Below are 20,787 nucleotides of genomic sequence, written 5' to 3' on the forward strand. Positions count from 1 at the left end.
CCTCGCTGTGGAGTGTGAGATGGAGCGTGATGGCGACGATGCACGCGCTCCCCGTCACCGAAAGTGACATGATGATGCGTCAAAGACTTTGCAGGGAAGCGCTGTTGGAGCGGTCGTCAGCGCCGCTTGGCCGCCGGCCGCGCGATGGAGGAGCCCCGCACGACCAGCTCGGGCTGGAGCACGATCCGCTGATGGCGGTGGTCCGCCGCGTCCGGCCCGGTCTCCTCGATCAGCAGCTCGGCCGCCAGCCGCCCCATCCGGACGGCCGGCTGCCGCACGGAGGTGAGCGGCACCGCGGCCGCGGAGGCGAACTCGATGTCGTCGTACCCGACCAGCGCGATCTCGTCGGGGACGCTCACGCCGGCGGCGAAGAGCGCCTGGAGCACGCCGAGTGCGAGCAGGTCGTTGGCGCAGAACACGGCGGTCGGCCGGGGTGACATCCCCAGCAGCCGGGCCCCGGCGTCCCGGCCGGCCGACACATCGAGCTTCCGGGTCTCGAGAACCGTCAGCCGGTCCTCGTCCAGCCCGGCCTCGGCGAGGGCCCGCAGCACTCCCGTACGGCGGTCCTGGCACTGCGAGAGCTGAAGAGGTCCGCTGACGTACACGATCCGCTCATGGCCCTGGTCGAGCAGATGCCGCCCGGCGAGGCTGCCGCCGACGACGTCGTCCACCGACACCGAACACCCCTCGGCGCTCGGCACCACCCGGTCGACGGTGACGAACGGGATCTCCTGGCGCCGGAAGCCCGCCAGATTGCGCCCGGAGGTGTCCGCCGGGGTCACCAGCACCCCACGCACCCGCTGCTCGCTGAACAGGCCGAGATACTCGGCCTCCTCGTCGCTGCTCTGCGCGCTGTTGCAGAGCATCACACCGAGTCCGGCGTCACGGGCCACCCGTTCGGCACCGGCCGCGACATCGACGAAGAAGGGGTTGGCCATGTCGAGCACGAGCAGCGCGATGATGCGGCTCCGCCCGGCCCGCAACTGGCGGGCCGACTCGCTGCGCACATAGCCGAGCCGGTCGATGGTGGACAGGACGCGTGTCCGGGTCGCCTCCGCCACCGAGTCGGGCCGGTTGATGACGTTCGACACCGTGCCGACCGACACCCCGGCCTCGCGCGCGACATCCTTGATACCCACCGACTGCGTCATCAGGCCGAGACCTCCACCAGCTCCAGTCCGCCGAGATCGGCCAGCGCGCGAAGGTCGGGCAGCAGATGACCTGTGGCCAGAGCCCAGTGATGGCCGACCCCGCCGGCACTCCACGCGTCGGTCCATTCACCGGGGTCGCAGCCGAAATCGACGCGCGACGTGGTGTTGCCGATCTCGAGGAGCGGACCGCCGACCACTTTACCCTCGGCCGCGACCAGCCGGTATGCGCCCTGACGGGACTGTCCGAGGCCCACCAGGGTGACCGGTCCGTGGCGAACGTCGAACTCCACCGACACGCCCCAGCCCCGTTTGCCGTGGAAGACGCCGAGCCCGCGGAGCAGCGGTTTGCGGGCGCTGACGGCCGGATGGCCCGGGCCGTCGTGGCCCATCTCGACCACGCCCGCCCGGAAGTCCAGTGCCTGGAGTTCGGTGAACGACCCACCGCCGCCCAGGCGTCCGGCGATGAGCATCGCGATGGAGGTGCGGAGCTCGTACTCGCCGCAGGCGGGGATCCCGCGAGCGGTGAGCAGCGACGATCCCAGGATCATGCCCGCACCGAGGCGTTCGTGGATCTCGCCCTCCAGGCCCCGGTGGTAGTACGCGAGGCTGTCCAGGTCGAAGTCCGCGACGAGCCGGTCGAGGCCCACGGAGACCCGCGCCGCCCAGGCGAGGTCCTCCGTCACCACGCTGTCGTCGAGTTCGAAGACCTCGCGGGTCTCGGCGAGCCGGGCCTCCACCTCCGCGTCGTCGGCCTTCTGGACCCGTACCCGCAGATCGTCGAACTCCAGGACCTCGACATGGCCGCCGAGATGGCCCGGCACCATCGTGAGGTCCGTCGAGACGTCGTACATCCCGGGGTAGAGATGGCCCATGAGACCGTGCCGTCCGCCGCGGAGCACGGCGAGTGCGCCCGCCGCCCTGATCCAGCGGCCGATGCGCTCCCAGGCCCGCTCGTCCTCCAGGTACCCGGACACCGAGCGGAAGGGGACGCCGACGCGTTCGAACGTGTTGGCCATCTCGGGCAGCGGACAGGCCCCGCAGTACGCCAGCCAGTCCCCGGTACCGAACGACGCGTGGTCCATCGCCTCGGTCGGCTGGAGATTGATGAGCAGCACGGGCGCTCCGCTGCGCCGGGCGATCGGCACGAGCATCGTCGCCGTCATATAGGTGGTCAGGAAGCCGACGATGAGATCGCAGTCGGCCGCCCGCAGCCGCTCGGCGGCCGCCGCACCGTCCGTGGCGTCCGAGATGAAGCCGACGTCGACCACCTCCGCGTCGAACGCGCGCATGCGCTCGGCGACCCGAGCCGCCGACCGTTCCAGCCGGGGCAGGAGATCGGGGAACTGCGGCCAGTAGGCCCCCAGTCCGCCCGCGACGAGACCGATCCTCGGTCGGCGGCTGACGGCGGGGACGCGTCGGAAGGCGCCTGCCTCGGTGGTCATGTCCGCATCTCCGTCTCCTCCGCGTCGCCGCCGAGATGGAACACCTCGGTCAGCGGCGTCATCGCCTCGTCCGGTCCGGCGCCCTCCAGCGCCTCGAAGAAGTCCGCCATCTCCGCCTGCCAGCGGGCGTTGACCCCGGTGGCGGCCATCGCCTCCCGCGCGGCGGTGAAGTCCTCCGTCTCCAGATAGCCGACGAGCAGTCCGTCCTCGCGCAGGAAGAGGGAGTAGTTGCGCCAGCCGGCGGCGGTGAGCGCCGAGAGCATCTCGGGCCACACCGACGCGTGCCGCCGGCGGTACTCCTCCGTCCGCTCGGGGCGGACCTTCAGCACGAAGCACACGCGTTGCATCCCGGCTCTCCGGCTCAGAAGTCGAATTCGTCGATGTTCTTGACGTCGAAGACGGTCGGCGGGCCGAGGATGACCTCCCCGTCCTTGCCGATCGTGTACTCGCCCAGGTCGCCGGCCGTGAACGTCTCGCCCTGCGCCCCGGTGATCCGGCCGGATGCCAGGGACGCCGCAGCGTAGGCGCCGAGGCGGCCCAGCTTCTTGGGGTCCCACAGCGAGAACTGCTCGACGGTGCCGTCCTTGACGTACTTGCGCATCTGGTTGGGCGTGCCGAGGCCGTTGAGCACGACCTTGCCCTTGTACGACGAGCCGCTGATGTAGCGGGCGGCCGCGGCGATGCCGACGGTGGTGGGGGAGATGATGCCCTTGAGGTTCGGATACGCCTTGAGCAGCCCCTGCGTCTCCTGGAAGGACTTCTGGTCGTCGTCGTCCCCGTAGGCGACCTTCACCAGCTTCATGTCATGGTAGGCGGGCTTCTTCAGCTCGTCCTTCATGAACTCGATCCAGGTGTTCTGGTTGGTCGCGTTCTGGGTGGCCGAGAGGATCGCTATCTCACCCTTGTTGCCGAGCTGCTTCGCGAGATGCTGCACCTGGGTGCGGCCGATCTCCTCGGAACTGGCCTGGTTGATGAAGATCTGCCGGCAGTCCTTGGCGGTGTCCGAGTCGTAGGCCACGACCTTGATGTTCTGCCGCATGGCCTGCTTGAGGGGGCCGCAGACGGCGTTGGGGTCGTTCGCCGCGATCAGGATGGCGTCCTGGCGCTGCTGGATCAGGGTGTTGATGTACGAGACCTGGGACGAGGCCTTGGCGTCGGAGGGACCGACCTCCTTGCCGGTGGCGCCGAACTCCTTGGCCGCGGCGATCCCCGCGTCGTCGACGATCTTCTCGTACGGGTTGTTGATCTGCTTAGGCAGGAAGGCGAGCTTGAGGCCCTTCTTCATCGGCGCGCCGGGATCAGCCTTCGCACCGGCCGCCGCGGTCCCGGTGTCCTTGGCGGCGTCGTCCTTGGTGGTGCCCGAGCAGCCGGCGAGAGCGACGGCGAGGGCGCACACGGCTGCCGCGGCGGGCAGGATACGGCGGCGTGCGCGGGAGTGCGGATGCATGACGGGGCCTTTCGGGTTGCGGGGGCGGGCATCGGGGACGAGCGGTGGGGGAGGTGCCGGGTCAACTCACGGACGCTGTAGCGGCGTTGCGCCGGTGTCGGCGCTCGCTGACCGTGGTGATGACCCTCGGGGTGAGCACGGACGCGATGAGCAGCAGCCCGGTGACGATCACCTGGATCTCGTTGGACACGTCGTTGAGGGTGAGCAGGTTGTTGAGGAGGCCGATCAGCAGGACGCCGGCGACGGCGCCGCCGAGGGTCCCCTTGCCGCCGTCGAAGTCGACGCCGCCCAGCAACACCGAGGCGATGACGACGAGTTCGAGCCCGACGCCGTTGTCGGCGCGGGCGCTGCCGTAGCGCAGCGTGTAGACGATCCCGGCGAACGAGGCGACCAGCCCGGAGACCATGAACAGCGCCAGCTTGATGCGCTTGACCCGGATGCCGGCGAAGTGGGCCGCGTCCTCCTGCGCGCCGACGGCGTACAGGGAGCGGCCGAACCCGGTGCAGTGCAGGACGACGGCGGCGACGACCGCGAGGACGGCGAACAGCGCTACGGGATAGGGCACGAACGTACCGGGAACGGTCTCGGTGTAGCGGGCCCATTGGGCGTACGACTCGGGGAAGTCGGCCACGGCCTTGTCACCCAGGGCCACGGAGGCGAGACCCCGGTAGAGGGTGAGCGTGCCGATGGTGACGGCGAGCGAGGGCAGTCCCACCCGGGTGACGAGCCAGCCGTTGAGGAGTCCGCCGAGGACACCGGTCAACAGGCAGATCGGCACGATCAGTTCGAAGGTCCAGCCGGCGTCCCACAGCGAACCGGCCAGCGCGCTGGAGAGGCCCAGCATGGAGGCCACGGACAGGTCGACCTGCCCCGCGACGACGAGCAGCGTCATGGGCAGCGCGATCAGCGCGATCTCCGCCGTGTCGTCCAGCGCGGCCGAGAGGTTCGCGGTGTCGGCGAAGCCCTCGGTGGTGCCCTCGCCGGCGAGGAAGACGGCGATCAGCAGGATCCCGACCGCGGTGTCCCAGCGGAGGTACTTGGTCAGAGTGCTCATCGCCGGCTCTTCTTCCTCAGGGCGCTGGTGGTGCGCACCTGGACGACACGGTCGGTGGTGATGGCCAGGAGCAACAGGACACCGGTGATCGCCTGCTGCCAGAAGGAATCCACCTTCAGCACGACCAGGGCGCTGCCGATCGTGGTGAGCAGCAGGGCACCGAGCGCCGCGCCCCACACACTGCCGGTGCCGCCCGTGATGGCGATTCCGCCGACCACGACCGCGCTCACGACGGTGAGTTCCCAGCCGTTCGCGGCGTCGGCGACCACCGTGCCGAACCGTGCCAGCCACAGGGCGCCGGCGAAACCGGCGACAGCGCCGGAGAAGGCGTAGGCGGCCAGGACGCGCCGGCGGATCGGGATGCCGGCCAGCCGCGCGGCCTCGGGGTTGGAGCCGATCGCGTACAGCTCGCGGCCGCTGCGGTAGGTCCGCAGGAAGTACGCGGTGCCGGCCAGGACCGCGGCGGAGATGAGCGGCAGATAGGGGATGCCCGCCACGGAACCGCTGCCGAGGGAGAGGACCCCGTCGGGGACATTGGCGGCGTTGATCTGGTCGCCGTGGGCCCATGCGTGGTCGAGGCCCTGGATGACGTAGAGCATGCCGAGGGTGACGACGAGGGCCGGGACCCGGCCGAAGCTGACCAGCGCACCGCTGACCAGTCCGCACACCACACCGAGCGCGATGCCGAGCACGACGACGGTGAAGGCGCTGTGGTCCGTGCCGGAGACGAAGTGGCCACAGGCGAAGGCGGTCAGGCCGACGACGGAACCGACCGAGAGGTCGATGTTGCGGGTGATGACGACGACGGACTGGCCGACGGCGAGCAGCACCAGGATCGAGGAGTTGAGGAGCAGGTCCTTGATGCCCTGGTCGTCGAGGAAGGACGGATTGGCGAGCCAGGTGCCGGCGATCAGCAGGGCGAGCGCGCCGCCGATGCTGATCTCGCGGGCGCGGAAGACGGCGTCGGCGAGGGAGCGTGCCGAACGCTCGGACGGCGTCCCGGTGGTGGGCGGCTTGTCGAGCGCGGTGGTCATGCGGAGCTCTTTTCGTTGTCACCGGCCGACGGCGCGGGTACCGGCGGCCGGCCGGCTCCCGCTCCGGTGGCGGCGGCCATCACCGTCTCCTCGGTGGCCTCGGACCGGTCCAGTTCTCCGACGAGCCGGCCTTCGCGCATCACGAGGATCCGGTCGGCCATGCCGAGCACCTCGGGCAGATCGGAGGAGACCATCAGCACCGCGAGTCCGTCGGCGGCGAGCGACGAGAGCAGCCGGTGGACCTCCGCCTTCGTCCCCACGTCGATGCCCCGGGTGGGTTCGTCGACGATGAGGACGCCGGGCCGGGTGGCCAGCCACTTGGCGAGGACGACCTTCTGCTGATTGCCGCCGGACAGCACCCCGACCGGGTCGGACAGCTTGTTGTACTTGAGCTGGAGGCGGACCGCCCAGTCGGCGGCCCTGGCCTGTTCGAGGGCGCGGCGTACGAGGCCGCCCCTGCCGAGCCGGTCCAGCCCGGTGAGGGCGATGTTGCGCTCGATGGACATCTCCATGACCAGTCCGCGCTGTCTGCGGTCCTCGGGCACGAGCGCGATGCCCGCGTCCATCGAGGCGGTGGGGGAGGCGGCGGGCAGCTTGCGTCCCGCCACCGTCACCTCACCGGCGTCGGGGCGGTCGACTCCGAAGACCGCCTGGACCACTTCGCTGCGTCCGGCGCCGACGAGTCCGGCCAGCGCCACGATCTCACCGCGGTGCACGTCGAAGGAGACGTCACGGAAGACACCCTCCCGCGTGAGCCGCCGCACGGACAGGGCCGACTCCCCGACGGTGGTGCGCTGTTTGGGATACAGCTCGTCGAGGTCCCGGCCGACCATCCGTCGTACGAGCGACTCTTCGGTGAGGCCCTCCAGCGGTTCCGTGCCGATCAGCCGTCCGTCCCGCAGCGTGGTGACACGCCGGCAGATCTGAAAGATCTCCTCCAGGCGGTGGGAGATGAACAGGACGGCGGTGCCCTCGCCGCGCAGCGTCTCGACGACGGAGAAGAGGCGTGCCGTCTCGCTCGTCGTGAGCGCCGCCGTGGGTTCGTCCATGATCAGGACCCGCGCGTCGAAGGAGAGGGCTTTGGCGATCTCGACGATCTGCTGGTCCGCGATGGACAGTCCGCGGGCGGGGCGCTGCGGGTCCAGTCCGACACCGAGCCGGGTCATCAGGGCCGACGTGGCCGCGTGGACCGAGCCGCGGTCGATACGGCGCAGCGCGCCCAGCGGCTGACGGCCCATGAAGATGTTCTCGGCGACGGACAGGTCGGGGAAGAGCGTCGGTTCCTGGTAGATGACGGCGATACCGGCGTCCCGGGCGTCACCGGGCCCGTGGAAGACCACCGGGTCGCCGTCGAGCAGGAGCGTGCCCGCGTCGGGCCGGTGCACTCCGGCGAGGATCTTGATGAGGGTCGACTTGCCCGCGCCGTTCTCGCCGGCGAGGGCATGGACCTCGCCGGGGAGAAGGCTCAACGAGACGTCCTGCAGGGCCCGTACAGCACCGAAGGACTTGGAGACGTCCGTCAGCGCCAGAACGGGGGCCGGGCCCGTGTCGGACTGGTTCATGGGGACTCCTCAGGGTCGCCGGGGCATTCGTCCCTGACGCCGTGAAAGGTTTCAAATGAGTTTCACGGAAGCTAGACGTGCGGGCCCAGCGCCGTCAATGGGTCTGCAGCCCTGAGTTTCCCCGTCGATTCTGGCGCCTCAACGGCACGGTAGGTGGCGCGGGTTGAGCCCTTGACAGTCCCGTGCAAGCTCCTTAGCTTCACCCTGATGAATCGATTCATGGCGTTGTTGTCCGTGACACGGGAGTGCTGACCATGCCGAGCCGAACCACCGTCATCGCCGCCCTCCGGACGCAGGCCGTCGAGACGGCCTCCTGGGCGTACGCGAACTCCGGCACCCGTTTCAAGGTCTTCGCCCAGCGGGGCGTCCCCCGCACCCCGCAGGAGAAACTGGACGACGCCGCCCAGGTCCACCGCCACACCGGCGTGGCGCCGACCGTCGCGCTGCACATCCCCTGGGACAGGGTCGACGACTACGCGGCTCTCGCGAAGTACGCCGAGGAGCGCGGACTGCGCCTCGGTGCGATCAACGCCAATGTGTTCCAGGACGACGACTACAAACTCGGCAGCGTGTGCCACCCCGACGCCTCGGTACGCCGCAAGGCACTGGACCATCTCTTCGAGTGCGTCGACATCATGGAGGCCACCGGCTCGCGCGACCTCAAACTGTGGTTCTCGGACGGCACCAACTACCCCGGCCAGGACGACATCCGGGACCGGCAGGACCGGCTCTCCGACGCGCTCGCCGCGGTGTACGAGCGACTCGGCGACGACCGGCGGATGCTGCTGGAGTACAAGCTCTTCGAGCCCGCCTTCTACACGACCGACGTGCCGGACTGGGGCACCGCGTACGCGCACTGCCTGAGGCTGGGGGAGAAGGCGCAGGTCGTCGTGGACACCGGCCACCACGCGCCGGGCACCAACATCGAGTTCATCGTCGCGCTGCTGCTGCGGGAGGGGAAACTCGGCGGCTTCGACTTCAACTCACGGTTCTACGCCGACGACGACCTCATGGTCGGCGCGGCGGACCCCTTCCAGCTCTTCCGGATCATGTACGAGGTCATCCGCGGTGGCGGCCTCGTCCCCGGCACCGCCTTCATGCTCGACCAGTGCCACAACATCGAGGCGAAGATCCCCGCGATCATCCGCTCCGTGATGAATGTCCAGGAGGCGACGGCCAAGGCGCTGCTCCTGGACGCCGAGAGCCTCGCCGCCGCACAGGCGAGCGGCGATGTGCTGGAGGCCAACGCCGTCCTCATGGACGCCTACAACACGGACGTACGGCCGCTCCTCGCCGAGGTGCGCGAGGAGATGGGCATCGACCCCGATCCCGTCGGCGCCTACCGCCGCTCCGGCTGGGCCGAGAAGATCATCGACGAGCGCGTCGGCGGTACGCAGGCCGGGTGGGGGGCATGAACGACATGGCGCAGCACCCGACGGTCGCCGAACTGCTCGCCCGTTCCCACCGGCTGGGAGCGGACCCGCGCAACACCAACTTCGCCGGCGGCAACACCTCCGCCAAGGGAACCGGCACCGACCCCGTCACCGGCACGGACGTCGAGCTGATGTGGGTCAAGGGATCCGGCGGCGACCTCGGCACGCTCACCGCCGGCGGCCTGGCCGCCCTCCGGCTCGACCGGCTGCGCGCGCTCACCGCCGCCTACCCCGGCATCGAGCGCGAGGACGAGATGGTGGCCGCCTTCGACTACTGCCTGCACGGCAAGGGCGGGGCCGCTCCCTCCATCGACACCGCGATGCACGGCCTCGTGGACGCGGTCCATGTCGACCACCTCCACCCGGACTCGGGCATCGCGCTCGCCTGCGCGGCGGACGGTGAAGCCCTGACCAAGGAGTGCTTCGGCGAGCGGGTGGTGTGGGTGCCATGGCGGCGGCCCGGCTTCCAGCTCGGCCTCGACATCGCGGCCGTCAAGAAGGCTCACCCACAGGCGATCGGCTGCGTCCTCGGCGGCCACGGGATCACCGCCTGGGGGGCGACGTCCGAGGAGTGCGAGCGCAACTCGCTGGACATCATCCGTACGGCCGAGGCCTTCCTGGCCGAGCGCGGCGCACCCGAACCCTTCGGCCCGGTGCTCGCCGGGTACGAGCCCCTGCCCGAGGCCGAACGGCGGGTCCGCGCCGCCGCCCTCGCGCCGGTGATCCGCGGTCTCGCCTCCCACGACCGGGCGCAGGTCGGCCACTTCACCGATGCCGGACCGGTGCTCGACTTCCTGTCCCGGTCGGAGCATCCGCGACTGGCGGCGCTGGGCACCTCGTGCCCCGACCACTTCCTGCGCACGAAGATACGGCCGCTGGTCCTCGACCTGCCGCCGGGCGCCGGGCTCGACGCCGCCGTGGACCGGCTGAAGGAGCTCCACCGGGAGTACCGCGAGGAGTACCGGGCGTACTACGAGCGGCACGCCGACGAGCACACTCCCCCCATGCGCGGCGCCGATCCGGCGATCGTGCTGGTGCCCGGCGTGGGCATGTTCTCGTTCGGCAAGGACAAGCAGACGGCACGGGTCGCCGGCGAGTTCTATCTCAACGCCGTCCATGTGATGCGCGGCGCCGAGGCCGTCTCGTCCTACGCGCCGATCGAGGAGTCCGAGAAGTTCCGCATCGAGTACTGGGAACTGGAGGAGGCCAAGCTCCGGCGGATGCCGAGGCCCAGGCCGCTGGCCGCCAGGATCGCGCTGGTCACCGGAGCCGGCTCCGGCATCGGCCGGGCCATCGCGCACCGGCTCGTCGCCGAAGGCGCCTGTGTCGTCGTCGCCGATCGCTCCAGTGCGGGCGCCGAGACGGTGGCCGCCGAGCTCGGCGGGCCCGATCACGCGGTCCCGGTGACCGTCGACGTGACGAGCGAGGAACAGATCACCGAGGCCTTCGCGGCCGCCCATCTCGCCTTCGGCGGCGTCGATCTGGTCGTGAACAACGCCGGGATCTCCATCTCCAAGCCGTTGCTGGAGACATCGGCGAAGGACTGGGATCTCCAGCACGACATCATGGCCCGCGGATCCTTCCTGGTCTCCCGGGAGGCCGTCCGCACCATGACCGCCCAGCAACTGGGCGGCGACATCGTCTACATCGCCTCCAAGAACGGGGTCTTCGCGGGCCCCAACAACATCGCCTACGGCGCGACGAAGGCCGACCAGGCCCACCAGGTCAGGCTGCTGGCGGCCGAGGTCGGCGAGCACGGGATCCGGGTCAACGGGGTCAACCCCGACGGTGTGGTGCGCGGCTCCGGCATCTTCGCCGGCGGCTGGGGCGCCCAGCGGGCCGCCGTGTACGGCGTGGAGGAGGCGGAGCTCGGCGCGTTCTACGCCCGGCGCACACTGCTGAAGCGGGAGGTGCTGCCGGAGCATGTGGCCAACGCGGTCTTCGCGCTGACCGGCGGGGACCTCTCGCACACCACCGGACTGCACATCCCGGTGGACGCCGGGGTGGCGGCCGCCTTCCTCCGCTGACCGAGCGGGTCCCGATGACGACAATCCGAACCCCGCAGCCGGCCCGGCATCCGACCTGGCAGCGCCGGCACCCGACCGGCAGGAGGTGAACATGACCGACCCCCTTGCTTTCGCCGCCGTCGACCTCGGTGCGTCGAGCGGGCGGGTGATGCTGGGCCGCGCCGGTCCGGGCGTCCTGGAGCTGACCGAGGTCCACCGGTTCCCCAACCGGCCGGTCAGGACCGGCGCCACCCTGCACTGGGACATCCTCGCCCTCTACCGGGGTGTGCTCGACGGCTTGCGGGCCGCGGCCGCCGCGGCGGGCGGACGCCTGGCGGGCATCGGCATCGACAGCTGGGCCGTCGACTACGGACTTCTCGACGCGTCCGGCGAGCTCCTCGGCAATCCGGTCCATTACCGGGACGACCGTACAAAGGGAGTGGCGGAGAAGGTCGCGGCCGCCCTGCCGGCCGGCGAGCTGTATGCGGCGACAGGGCTCCAGTATCTGCCGTTCAACACCGTCTACCAGCTGGTCGCGGCACGCGGAACTCCCCAACTCGCCGCTGCTCGGCAGGTGTTGATGATCCCCGATCTGATCAGCTACTGGCTGACCGGCAGGGCCGGGACGGAGATCACCAACGCCTCCACCACCCAGCTGGTCGACCCCCGCACCCGCGACTGGTCCCCCACCGTCGCCCGGCGTCTGGGGATCGACCTCTCCCTCTTCCCGCCGCTGCGGGCACCCGGTGACACCGCCGGCACCCTGCGCCCCGAGGTGCTGGCCGAGACCGGGCTCACCGGGCCCGTGCCGGTGATCGTCGTCGGCTCGCACGACACCGCGTCGGCCGTTGTCGGCGTCCCCGCCGACGGCGAGGACTTCGCCTATGTCGCCACCGGCACCTGGTCACTCGCCGGGGTGGAGCTGCCCGCACCGGTCCTCGGGGAGGCGAGCAGACGCGCCAATTTCACCAATGAGCTCGGTGTGGACGGCACGGTCCGGTATCTGCGCAACATCATGGGCCTGTGGCTCCTCCAGGAGTGCCTGCGGAGCTGGGAGACGCAGGACCGGGCCCAGGATCTTCCCGCACTGCTCGACGCCGCCGCGGCCGCCGTACCGCTGCGCTCGGTGGTCGACGCGAGCGACCCCGCCTTCATCGCCCCCGGCGACATGCCCCGCCGTATCGCCGACGCCTGTCTGCGGACGGGACAGCCCGAGCCCCGCACCGAGGCCGAGACGGTGCGCTGTGTTCTCGACTCGCTCGCGCTGGCCCACCGGCAGGCCGTCGAGGACGCCGTCCGGCTGTCGGGACGTCCTGTCTCGCGGGTGCACATCGTCGGGGGCGGAGTGCGCAATACGTTGCTGTGCCGGCTGACGGCCCAGGCGACGGGCCTGCCGGTCGTCGCCGGTCCCGCGGAGGCCGCCGCCTTCGGCAATCTGCTGGTGCAGGCGCGGGCGGCGGGGGCCGTCACCGGAGGCCTCGGGGGCCTGCGCGCGCTGCTCCGTGCCACCCAGGAGCTGCGGGTTCACGAGCCAGGGGGTGCGAGCGGCACCACGCGTGAAGCGTGGGACGAGGCGGCGGCCCGCTGCCGCCGCGCCGAGGGGGCATCGGCCCGGCCCCGGTGAACCCGAGACGCCCCGTGCCGTCACACCCACGACGAGAGGCTGCCGCGGCTCCCTCGCTGGTCGGGTCGGCCCGGGAGTGCGATTCTGGGAGAGGGCAGTCTGCCGAGGGAACTCGGGAGGGCCGATGGGACGAGATGTCCCGGCGAAGGTGTTCACACGTGAGGACCGCCGCCGGTACCGGATCAAGATGCAGGCGTGCCTCGACGCCTTCGCGCAGATGCTGCGCGACTCCCGGTTCGAGTTCGAGCGGCCGCAGGTCGGTCTGGAGATCGAACTCAATCTGGCGGACGCCGAGGGCAGGCCCGCGATGCGCAGCACCGACGTGCTGGAGGCGATCGCCGATCCCGCCTGGGCCACCGAGCTGGGCCGGTTCAATCTGGAGATCAACATCCCGCCACGGCGGCTCACGGCCGGCGGCCCCGACGACTGGGAACAGGAGATCCGCGACGCGCTCAATCATGCCGAGGAGCGGGCCGCCGCCGTCGGCGCGCATCTGATCATGGTGGGCATCCTGCCGACCCTGCGGCAGCCGGACGTGGGCGAGGCCGCGCTGTCGGAGGACCCGCGCTACAGGCTGCTGAACGAGCAGGTCTTCGCTGCCCGCGGCGAGGATCTGAGGATCGCCGTGGACGGGGTGGACCGGCTGCGGACGTATGCCGACACCATCACGCCCGAGGCGGCGTGCACCAGTACCCAGTTCCATCTGCAGGTCTCGCCCGACGAGTTCGCCGGCTACTGGAACGCCGCACAGGCCATCGCCGGCGTCCAGGTGGCGCTGGCGGCGAACTCACCGTTCCTGTTCGGCAAGGAGCTGTGGCACGAGACCCGTATCCCCCTCTTCGAGCAGGCCACCGACACCCGCTCCGACGAGATCAAGGTGCAGGGGGTTCGGCCCCGCGTGTGGTTCGGCGAACGGTGGATCAACAGCGTCTTCGACCTCTTCGAGGAGAACGTGCGGTACTTCCCCGCGCTGCTGCCGCTGTGCGACGACCAGGACCCGCTGCAGACCCTGGACGGCGGCGACATCCCCGAGCTGGCCGAACTCACCCTGCACAACGGCACGATCTACCGCTGGAACCGCCCGGTGTACGCGATCGACCACGACAAACCGCACCTGCGCGTGGAGAACCGCGTACTCCCCGCCGGGCCCACGGTCGCCGACGTCCTCGCCAACGGAGCGTTCTACTACGGTCTGACCCGCGCGCTGGTCGACGAGGAGCGTCCGGTCTGGTCCCGCATGTCGTTCTCGGCCGCGGAGGACAATCTGCACGCCGCCGCGCGGAACGGGATCGACGCACGGCTGTACTGGCCCGGAATGGGTGAGGTGCCCGTGGTCGAACTGGTGCTGCGCCGGCTGCTGCCGCTGGCGCACCAGGGGCTGGAGCGCTCCGGCATGGACGCGGCATGGCGGGAGCCGCTGCTGGGAATCATCGAGCAGCGGTGCGTCACGGGCCGCAACGGGGCGGTCTGGCAGAAGGAGATGTTCCATCACATCGCCGACTCCAGCCACGTCGGCTCCCGCGAGGCACTGCGCCGGATGACCCGGCAGTACAGCGACTACATGCATCTCAACGCACCCGTCCACACCTGGCCGGTGGACTGAGAGCGGCAGGAGGCCCGGTCACCTGCGAGAGATGACCGGGCCTTCGTGCTGTGTGACCGTGTGTCAGGGGGCGTTGATCAGGTCGTGCGGAGGAACGGTGACCTTGCGGGCACCCGCCTTGCCGCTGAGGACGACCTTGCGCAGGGCGACGTTGTTCTTGAGGTTCGTCTCCTGAAGCCGCTTCTCCGGGTTGGCGATGACCTGGATGTAGTACGTGCCGTTGGGCAGGTCCGTCACGTCGAAGGACTGACCGGGACGGTACTGGGTGTAGGTGTCGCCGGAGCCCACGTCCAGGACCTCACGCACCGAGATCGAGCTCTGTTGACCGCAGGCGGTGGACAGATCGGTGTTGAACGGGTGCCAGTTGGCGTTCTTCACCGTGTAGTCGATCGCGTCCGTGTTGGCCAGGCAGAAGGCCTCCTTGCCGCTGCGGACGATCTCGCTCTGGTCGGCGCTCAGCAGGCGGTAGCTGGCGAAGTCGGTGAAGTGCCAGTGCTCGTGGCCGATGCGCGGGTCCCACTCCATGGTGCCTGTGGGGGTGTAGCCGACCTGCTTGCCCTTCGCGTCGTAGAAGTACTGGTAGGCGTCCATCAGGTCCTTGCCGGGACTGCGGAAGCCGTCCACGACGAGCGGCGCGGGACCGGCGTTCCACACGTTGGCGCTGAAGACCATGTAGTCCTTGCCCGGGACGTCACCGTCCTCGCCGTCGGAGATGCCGATGTCCCAGGCCGGCAGCGAACGCAGGTCGGGCTTGGGCACGTCGGGCACACTCGCCCGGCCGGTCGGACGCTTGGCGTTGGGCGTGAGGGCGGGCGCGATCCGCGAGCCGTCGGTGTGGCCCGGGCCGTCACCGAGGTGACCGGCCGCGCGGGCGGCCTTCAGCGCGTACGGCAGGGCGGGCGGCGCGGGTGCGTCGGCTCCCCGGCCCTCGTGGTAGGCGTGCCCACCGGCAGCCGGCTTCCCGTGGGCGGCGCCGTGACCGGAGTGACCGGTCTTCGACGAGCGAGCCCCTTCACCGGGCGGGCTCTGGCGCACGGTCACCTTGAGCGACTTGGTCTCGTCGGGCATACCGAACAGATCGCGGTACGCCTTGGTCACCGACAGCTTGGCGGTGTATTCACCCACCGGCAGCTTCACCGGCTCGGAGTAGTACCCGAGGTAGGTGTTGGAGGCCCAGCCGTTCTCGACACCCCAGACCGATCCGAGGGTGAAGGGATTGGTGGGACAGCTCTCGGGATACTTCGACTTCGCCGGGGCGTCCGGGCGGATGCGGCCGGAGGCGTTGTTCGGACAGAAGGTCTCCTGCTTGCTGAGCACCTTCTTCCCGTTCTTGTCCGTGATGGTGACCTGGAGGAAGCCGGCCAGGCCGGTGAAGTCCTTGACGAGGCCCTTCGGCAGCGTCTTGGTCGTGGTCTTCTTCCCCTGGCGGATGACCTGTTGGGCCACGACAGGGTCCTTGTAGGACTTGCGCTTCACCTGGAACTCCAGGGGCGCGCCCTCGGCGGTGAGGTAGGTGCCGAGGTCGAGATAGACCCCGGACTCCTCGTCCCGGTCGAGAGTGACGGCGGTGGAGGCGGCGATCAGCCGAAGCTTGGGTGTGGTCTGTGCTGTGGCGGCGTCGGGAGCGGCGGCGGCTACGCCGGCGATCACAGCCAGCGCGGCGGAGCCGGCGAACGCGGCGCGCCAGAGACGATTGCGGTGAGGTCTGGTCATCGGTTCCTCGTCCTCAGGAGCCAGCGGAATGACCCGATCGGTTCTGATCGGAGCCTGGCCGACCTGTCAGAACGCGGGACGCCCGAACCGGTTGTCTGAGGACCCTCAAGTCGTCGATCCTTGTCCGAAATGGTGGCGGTTCCGCGACAATCCGGCCGTCCCCCTGCCTTTCGCCCCATGGCAATCGGCGCTGTGCTAACGGACGCGTCTGCGGTGGCACAGGAGAGAACTGTGCCACCGCAGACGCGAGTTCGGTCCGCCGAGAAGGTCAGCAGGCGCCGAGGTCCTGCCACACACCCCATTCACCCGTGGAGCCGGGCTCCTCGCCCTTCGTCCACCACTTGGACTTCCACTGGTGCGCCTTGTGCGACACCGTCGTGGGGTTGCCGTACTCGGTGGTGGCGCTCCACGCGGGGGCCGTGCAGGTGCCCGGACCGGTCGGGTCGGGTGAGGGGTCCGGGCTCGGTCCGGTGCCCGAACCCGGCTCGACCACCGCTGTACCGCGCGTCAGATCTCCGGCGAGCCCATAGGTCCTGCCGCCGAACGTCACCGTCCAGTTCGAGGGGGTGGACGTCGGCAGGTAGTACACGAAGTCCAGGTCGACGAAGGCGCCGGGTGCCAGGGTCTGCCAGGCCGGCAGCTTCAGCGACACCCGGTTGACGTCGCCCTTCAGACCACCGATGTTGCTGCCGCTGTGATCACTGCGCACGATCGTGGTCCCGAAGCCGGACTGGTCCTTGGCATTGGCGGGCGCCGAGGTGGCGTAGTCGAACTGGAACTCCGTGCCCCCGGGCAGCGCCGTCTTCGTGTTGTTGGTGATCCTGAGCTTGGGGCTGATCGGGTAGTTGGAGTCGCCGAGGGGGAACTGGCCGAAGTCCACGTCCACCTTGACCGCCTCGGCGGGCAGGGCGGTCGCGGCCCTTCTGGCGCCGTACGGAGCGGCGGTCCGGAACTTCTCGTACATCGCGGTGGTCAGCGTGTCACCGGTCTCGTACTGCCCCTTGGCGGCGTTCCACGCGTAGTCGCCCGCGAGCTCCCAGATCATCGTGCCGCCGATGCCGCGGTCGACGACATAGTCCGCCTTGGCGGCGACCGACTGCTCGTCCTCGGTGGACAGGAAGACCTTCTTCTGCGCGTTCCACAGCCAGGGCGCGACCAGGGTCGCGTCGTACCTGCGGGCGTAGGTGCCGGTCAGCGTGGTGTTCGCGGGGAAGCCGTACCTGGTGACGTAGTCGCCCACCACGCCCTTCTCCAGATTCTTGGCGTGCCACATCGGGTTGGAGCCGGCCGGGGACTCGTTGCCCGCCGTGTCCTTGTCGTGCCAGAGGTTGTCGATGCCCACCGCACCGTCACCGCACTTGGTCAGCCCCGATCCCGCCGGGCAGGTGGTGGTGGCCGCCTTGCCCCAGAGCCCGTCGGTGCCGCCCTGCACGTTCTTGAAGCCGCGGGTGTAGTACGGCAGACCGATGTTGATGCGGCCGGCGGGCATGGAGCCGCGGAAATAGTGGTACGCCCAGTCGGTGTTGAGGTATCCGATGCCGCCGTACTGCGAGGTGGAGTACACACCGGCGGAAGCGAGTTCGGCGTCCTTGCCGTCGTCGAACAGGGAGGCGTTGGGACCCACGTACTCGTTCCAGGCGCCGTGCAGGTCGTACGACATGATGTTGACGTAGTCCAGGTACTTCTGGACCTGGAAGGTCTCCATGCCGCGCAGCAGATAGCCGGACGAGGGCGCGGCCACGGTCAGCAGATAGTGCTTGCCGTCCGCGGCGCCCGCGCGGTCGAGCTTCTCGCGCAGGGACTTCATCAGCGCCGCGTAGCCCTTGACCAGGCCCGCGCGGCGGGCGTTGGACAACTGGTGGTCGAGCGGGTTCCCGGCGTCCTTCATCGATGTCGGGTATTCGTAGTCGATGTCGACGCCGTTGAACCCGTACTTCTTGATGAAGGCGACGGCCGACTCGGCGAAGGTGTCGATGCCGGTCTGGTTCACCGAACCGTCGGCGTTGGTGGCCATCGAGTAGAAACCGCCGGAGTTCACCCGCTCGCCGTCTTCGGCGAAATACCCGCCGGTCTCGGCCCAGCCGCCGACGGAGATCAGTGTCTTCACGTCGGGGTGCTGCTTCTTGAACTTCGTCAGCAGGTTGAAGTGCCCCTTGTAGGGCAGGGCGGGGTCCATCTCGGCCCCGGCGACCCCGGGCCAGGTCAGCCCGGTGGCGGCGTTGGCCGGGGTGTCCGCGCCCACCGACAGCCGGTTGGCGGAGTCGATGTGCCCGAAGGCGTAGTTGATGTGGGTGACCTTGTTCCACGGGATGTCCGAGGCGAGGTAGGCGGGAGTGCCGTCCTTGCCGGTGCGCCAGCCGGTGAAGTAGCCGATGACGCGGCGCTGGTGGTCCGCGCCCATCTTCTCCCGGCCCTCGGCGTCGTAGACGGAGCAGTAGGGGACGTCGACGCCCGGGGTCGAGTAGAGCCCGTCGGGTCGACAGGACTCCTGGGCGGCGGCGTGGGAGACGCCTGAGGAGAGTGAGCCGGCGAGCAGCGCGGCGGCGGCTGCGCCGGCTGCGAGCAGCGATGCTCTGGTACGGGTGAGGGACAGCACGGTCGGATCCTCCTGGTGGGGGTCCCCCTGCACCCACCGGGGCGCAGGGTTGATCGGCCTCGCACAACAACTGGCATGGGGATGGGTGCAGTTGGTCCCGTGAGGTGCGCACCGCCCGGGACCGGATCCGCGCAGGTGACGCAGAGGCTAAGAGGACTAGACCAGTGCGTCAATAGGTCTGGACCATTCCGGTCGGGGCGTCACGGAAATGATCCCGGCGGAGCGCCGCCCGGGGAGCACGTGTTCCTGCGCGCATGCGGTGAACAGGCCCTCGCCTACGTGCCGTTCGTCGCCATCGCGGGCGCCCGCGCGTGAGGGGTGCGCGAGTGCCACCGGCACCGACGAGGTGCCGGCCGTCGCCCGGGCCCACGGTTCGAACGCCGCGCAGATCCCGCTCGCGTGGACGCTCCCGTGCGGACCTCATGTGCCGGCCAACCCGGGCACCGGCAACCCGGGCCACCTGACCGGCAACGTGGCAGCGGCCGCTCCGGGGCTCTCCGATGACGAACTGGCGCGGCTCGCCGTGTAGAAGGCGACCACGGGGGTGCCACCGTCAGTCCTCACCTCTGTACTCGACCGCATGATGAAGGTCGACCGGGCCTGCGGCCTCCCGGGGGAGGACCCCTGGCGCCTGACGGCGGGCGACGGTCTTCGGCGCTCCATCTGCGCCGGTCTTCCGGCTGCCCCGAGGCGTCCCGCGGCGCGCCGCTCCGGGCGCGCCTCTCGTCGGGGTCCGGCTGCTGTGCGCCATGGCGGGAGCGGGAAACCGCGCGGCTTCTGGCCATGCTCGACGACGTGGCCGGGGCGTGCGGCACCCCGGCCGCTCTGACGGCTTTCGTCGCCGTCGGCCCGACATGACCCGGACGGCAGCCCGACACTGCGGGCGATCCCGGGCGGGACCTGGCCGGCGCCGGGCCCTGAAAACGGCGCCGCCACGGCGGGACCGCCTTGCCCGTGGACCGGGTCGCGGCCTACTGTGAATGCGCTTTCACCGGGGTCGGTTTCCGGGAAAGCGCCTGAGTGTCGAGCTGTGAATGGACGGTCGGTCGGGTGAGTGCCCCCACGGTGTACGACGTCGCCGAACGGTCGGGCGTCTCGATCGCCACGGTCTCGCGGGTCTACCGCAATCCTGACTCCGTCCGGGCCCAGACCCGCGACCGCGTGCTGGAGGCGGCCCGGGCCCTCGGTTACGTACCGAGCGCGAACGCGCGCGGACTGGCCAGCCGGCGCACCGGCGTACTCGGCCTCTGCTTCCCCGACTACGCGGACCCGGCCGCGGAGAGCGGCGGCGAGTCGGACGACGAGTACGACGACTCGGCCGTGATGCTCTACTCCGACCAGATCATCCGCGGTATGGAGCGGGCCGCCAGGCGGCACGGATACGCGCTGCTGATCGCGGCATCGCTGGAGGGCGGACCCGAGAGCCTGGTGGCGAAGGTGGCCGGGCGGGTCGATGGCTTCGCGGTCCTCGCCCGGACCGTACCGACCGAGGACCTGGAGCTGATCTCGCGACGGCTGCCGGTGGTGATGCTGGCGGGACCGCGCGAGATCGACCACCTCGACCACATCGAGGTGGCCAACACGGACGGCGAGCGGGAACTGGCGCGCCATCTCATCCGGGACCACGGCTTCACCCGGCTCGCCTTCGTCGGGAGCGAGGAGCATTCGCCGGACGCCGAGGCGCGTTTCCGCGGCTTCCGGGAGGCGTGCGCCGAGGCCGGTCTGCCGGTGCCCGACGCTCCGGACCTGCGCGCCCCGATGATGACGCAGCCGGAGGGCGAGCGCGCCGCCGACGCATTGCTCGACCGGGCGGGGGAGCGACCGCAGGCGTTGCTCTTCGCCAACGACCAGATGGCGGTGGGGGCGTTGCGCGCGCTGGAACGCCGGGGCGTCCGGGTGCCGCAGGACATCGCCGTCACCGGCTTCGACGGCATTCCGCTCGGCCGGCTGGTCCGGCCCGCCCTGACGACGGTACGGCAGCCGATGCGCCGCCTGGGGGAGGAGGCGGTGGACCTGCTGGTCCGGCGCCTGTCGGGCGACCGCGACAGCCCGCCTGTCTCGATGGTCCTCCCGGTCTCCCTGGCCCGGCGCGCGAGTTGCGGGTGCGTCTGAGGGGGCCAGC

15 protein-coding genes are annotated in these 20,787 nt (G+C 70.2%); 6 read left to right on the forward strand and 9 right to left on the reverse strand.

The window, feature by feature from the left end; genetic code table 11:
* Window positions 1-116: 116 nt before the first annotated feature.
* The 7 genes from OHA05_RS33535 to OHA05_RS33565 form a co-directional block, all read right to left on the reverse strand.
* Entirely contained in the window at window positions 117-1,151 is a 1,035-nt protein-coding gene (locus tag OHA05_RS33535) for a LacI family DNA-binding transcriptional regulator (RefSeq protein ID WP_328862624.1), read from the reverse strand.
* On the reverse strand, window positions 1,151-2,593 hold the full coding sequence (locus OHA05_RS33540) for an L-fucose/L-arabinose isomerase family protein (protein ID WP_313942484.1): 1,443 nt from the start codon (window positions 2,591-2,593) through the stop codon (window positions 1,151-1,153). The genes OHA05_RS33535 and OHA05_RS33540 overlap by 1 nt, the downstream gene beginning before the upstream one ends.
* Window positions 2,590-2,940, reverse strand: coding sequence for an L-rhamnose mutarotase (locus OHA05_RS33545; RefSeq protein WP_328862625.1), 351 nt, complete (start codon window positions 2,938-2,940; stop codon window positions 2,590-2,592). The genes OHA05_RS33540 and OHA05_RS33545 overlap by 4 nt, the downstream gene beginning before the upstream one ends.
* A 14-nt stretch (window positions 2,941-2,954) precedes the next feature.
* Entirely contained in the window at window positions 2,955-4,040 is a 1,086-nt protein-coding gene (gene rhaS, locus OHA05_RS33550) for a rhamnose ABC transporter substrate-binding protein (RefSeq protein WP_328862626.1), read from the reverse strand.
* A gap of 61 nt (window positions 4,041-4,101) precedes the next feature.
* Window positions 4,102-5,094 (reverse strand): ABC transporter permease, encoded by a 993-nt coding sequence (locus OHA05_RS33555; RefSeq protein ID WP_328862627.1) that lies wholly within the window; start codon window positions 5,092-5,094, stop codon window positions 4,102-4,104.
* Complete coding sequence (locus OHA05_RS33560; protein WP_328862628.1) at window positions 5,091-6,128, reverse strand: ABC transporter permease; 1,038 nt, start codon at window positions 6,126-6,128, stop codon at window positions 5,091-5,093. Before OHA05_RS33560 ends, OHA05_RS33555 begins: the two co-directional genes overlap by 4 nt.
* A complete protein-coding gene (locus OHA05_RS33565; RefSeq protein ID WP_328862629.1) occupies window positions 6,125-7,690 on the reverse strand; it encodes a sugar ABC transporter ATP-binding protein in 1,566 nt (521 codons plus the stop codon). Before OHA05_RS33565 ends, OHA05_RS33560 begins: the two co-directional genes overlap by 4 nt.
* Before the next feature lie 254 nt (window positions 7,691-7,944).
* Between OHA05_RS33565 and rhaI the strand changes: the two genes are divergently transcribed.
* The 4 genes from rhaI to OHA05_RS33585 all read left to right on the forward strand — a co-directional run bounded on the left by rhaI (window position 7,945) and on the right by OHA05_RS33585 (window position 14,356).
* On the forward strand, window positions 7,945-9,105 hold the full coding sequence (gene rhaI / locus OHA05_RS33570) for an L-rhamnose isomerase (protein WP_328862630.1): 1,161 nt from the start codon (window positions 7,945-7,947) through the stop codon (window positions 9,103-9,105).
* Between the two features lie 5 nt (window positions 9,106-9,110).
* A complete protein-coding gene (locus OHA05_RS33575; protein WP_328863502.1) occupies window positions 9,111-11,150 on the forward strand; it encodes a bifunctional aldolase/short-chain dehydrogenase in 2,040 nt (679 codons plus the stop codon).
* 91 nt (window positions 11,151-11,241) lie between these two features.
* The gene (locus tag OHA05_RS33580; protein ID WP_328862631.1) at window positions 11,242-12,753 is read left to right on the forward strand and encodes a rhamnulokinase; all 1,512 of its coding nucleotides are present in this window, start codon (window positions 11,242-11,244) and stop codon (window positions 12,751-12,753) included.
* Window positions 12,754-12,877: 124 nt separating this feature from the next.
* Window positions 12,878-14,356 (forward strand): glutamate-cysteine ligase family protein, encoded by a 1,479-nt coding sequence (locus OHA05_RS33585; RefSeq protein WP_313942476.1) that lies wholly within the window; start codon window positions 12,878-12,880, stop codon window positions 14,354-14,356.
* A gap of 63 nt (window positions 14,357-14,419) precedes the next feature.
* Here OHA05_RS33585 and OHA05_RS33590 read toward each other — a convergent pair whose 3' ends face one another.
* Both OHA05_RS33590 and OHA05_RS33595 read right to left on the reverse strand, forming a co-directional pair.
* Window positions 14,420-16,069, reverse strand: coding sequence for a lysyl oxidase family protein (locus tag OHA05_RS33590; protein WP_313942475.1), 1,650 nt, complete (start codon window positions 16,067-16,069; stop codon window positions 14,420-14,422).
* A gap of 268 nt (window positions 16,070-16,337) precedes the next feature.
* Entirely contained in the window at window positions 16,338-18,665 is a 2,328-nt protein-coding gene (locus OHA05_RS33595) for a chitinase C-terminal domain-containing protein (protein ID WP_328862632.1), read from the reverse strand.
* 346 nt (window positions 18,666-19,011) lie between these two features.
* Between OHA05_RS33595 and OHA05_RS33600 the strand changes: the two genes are divergently transcribed.
* Window positions 19,012-19,194: a hypothetical protein gene (locus tag OHA05_RS33600; RefSeq protein WP_313942473.1), complete on the forward strand. Its 183-nt coding sequence runs from the start codon at window positions 19,012-19,014 to the stop codon at window positions 19,192-19,194.
* 521 nt (window positions 19,195-19,715) lie between these two features.
* On the forward strand, window positions 19,716-20,777 hold the full coding sequence (locus OHA05_RS33605; protein ID WP_328862633.1) for a LacI family DNA-binding transcriptional regulator: 1,062 nt from the start codon (window positions 19,716-19,718) through the stop codon (window positions 20,775-20,777).
* Window positions 20,778-20,787: the final 10 nt, after the last annotated feature.

This window comes from Streptomyces sp. NBC_00306 (assembly GCF_036169555.1).
Taxonomy (GTDB): domain Bacteria; phylum Actinomycetota; class Actinomycetes; order Streptomycetales; family Streptomycetaceae; genus Streptomyces; species Streptomyces achmelvichensis.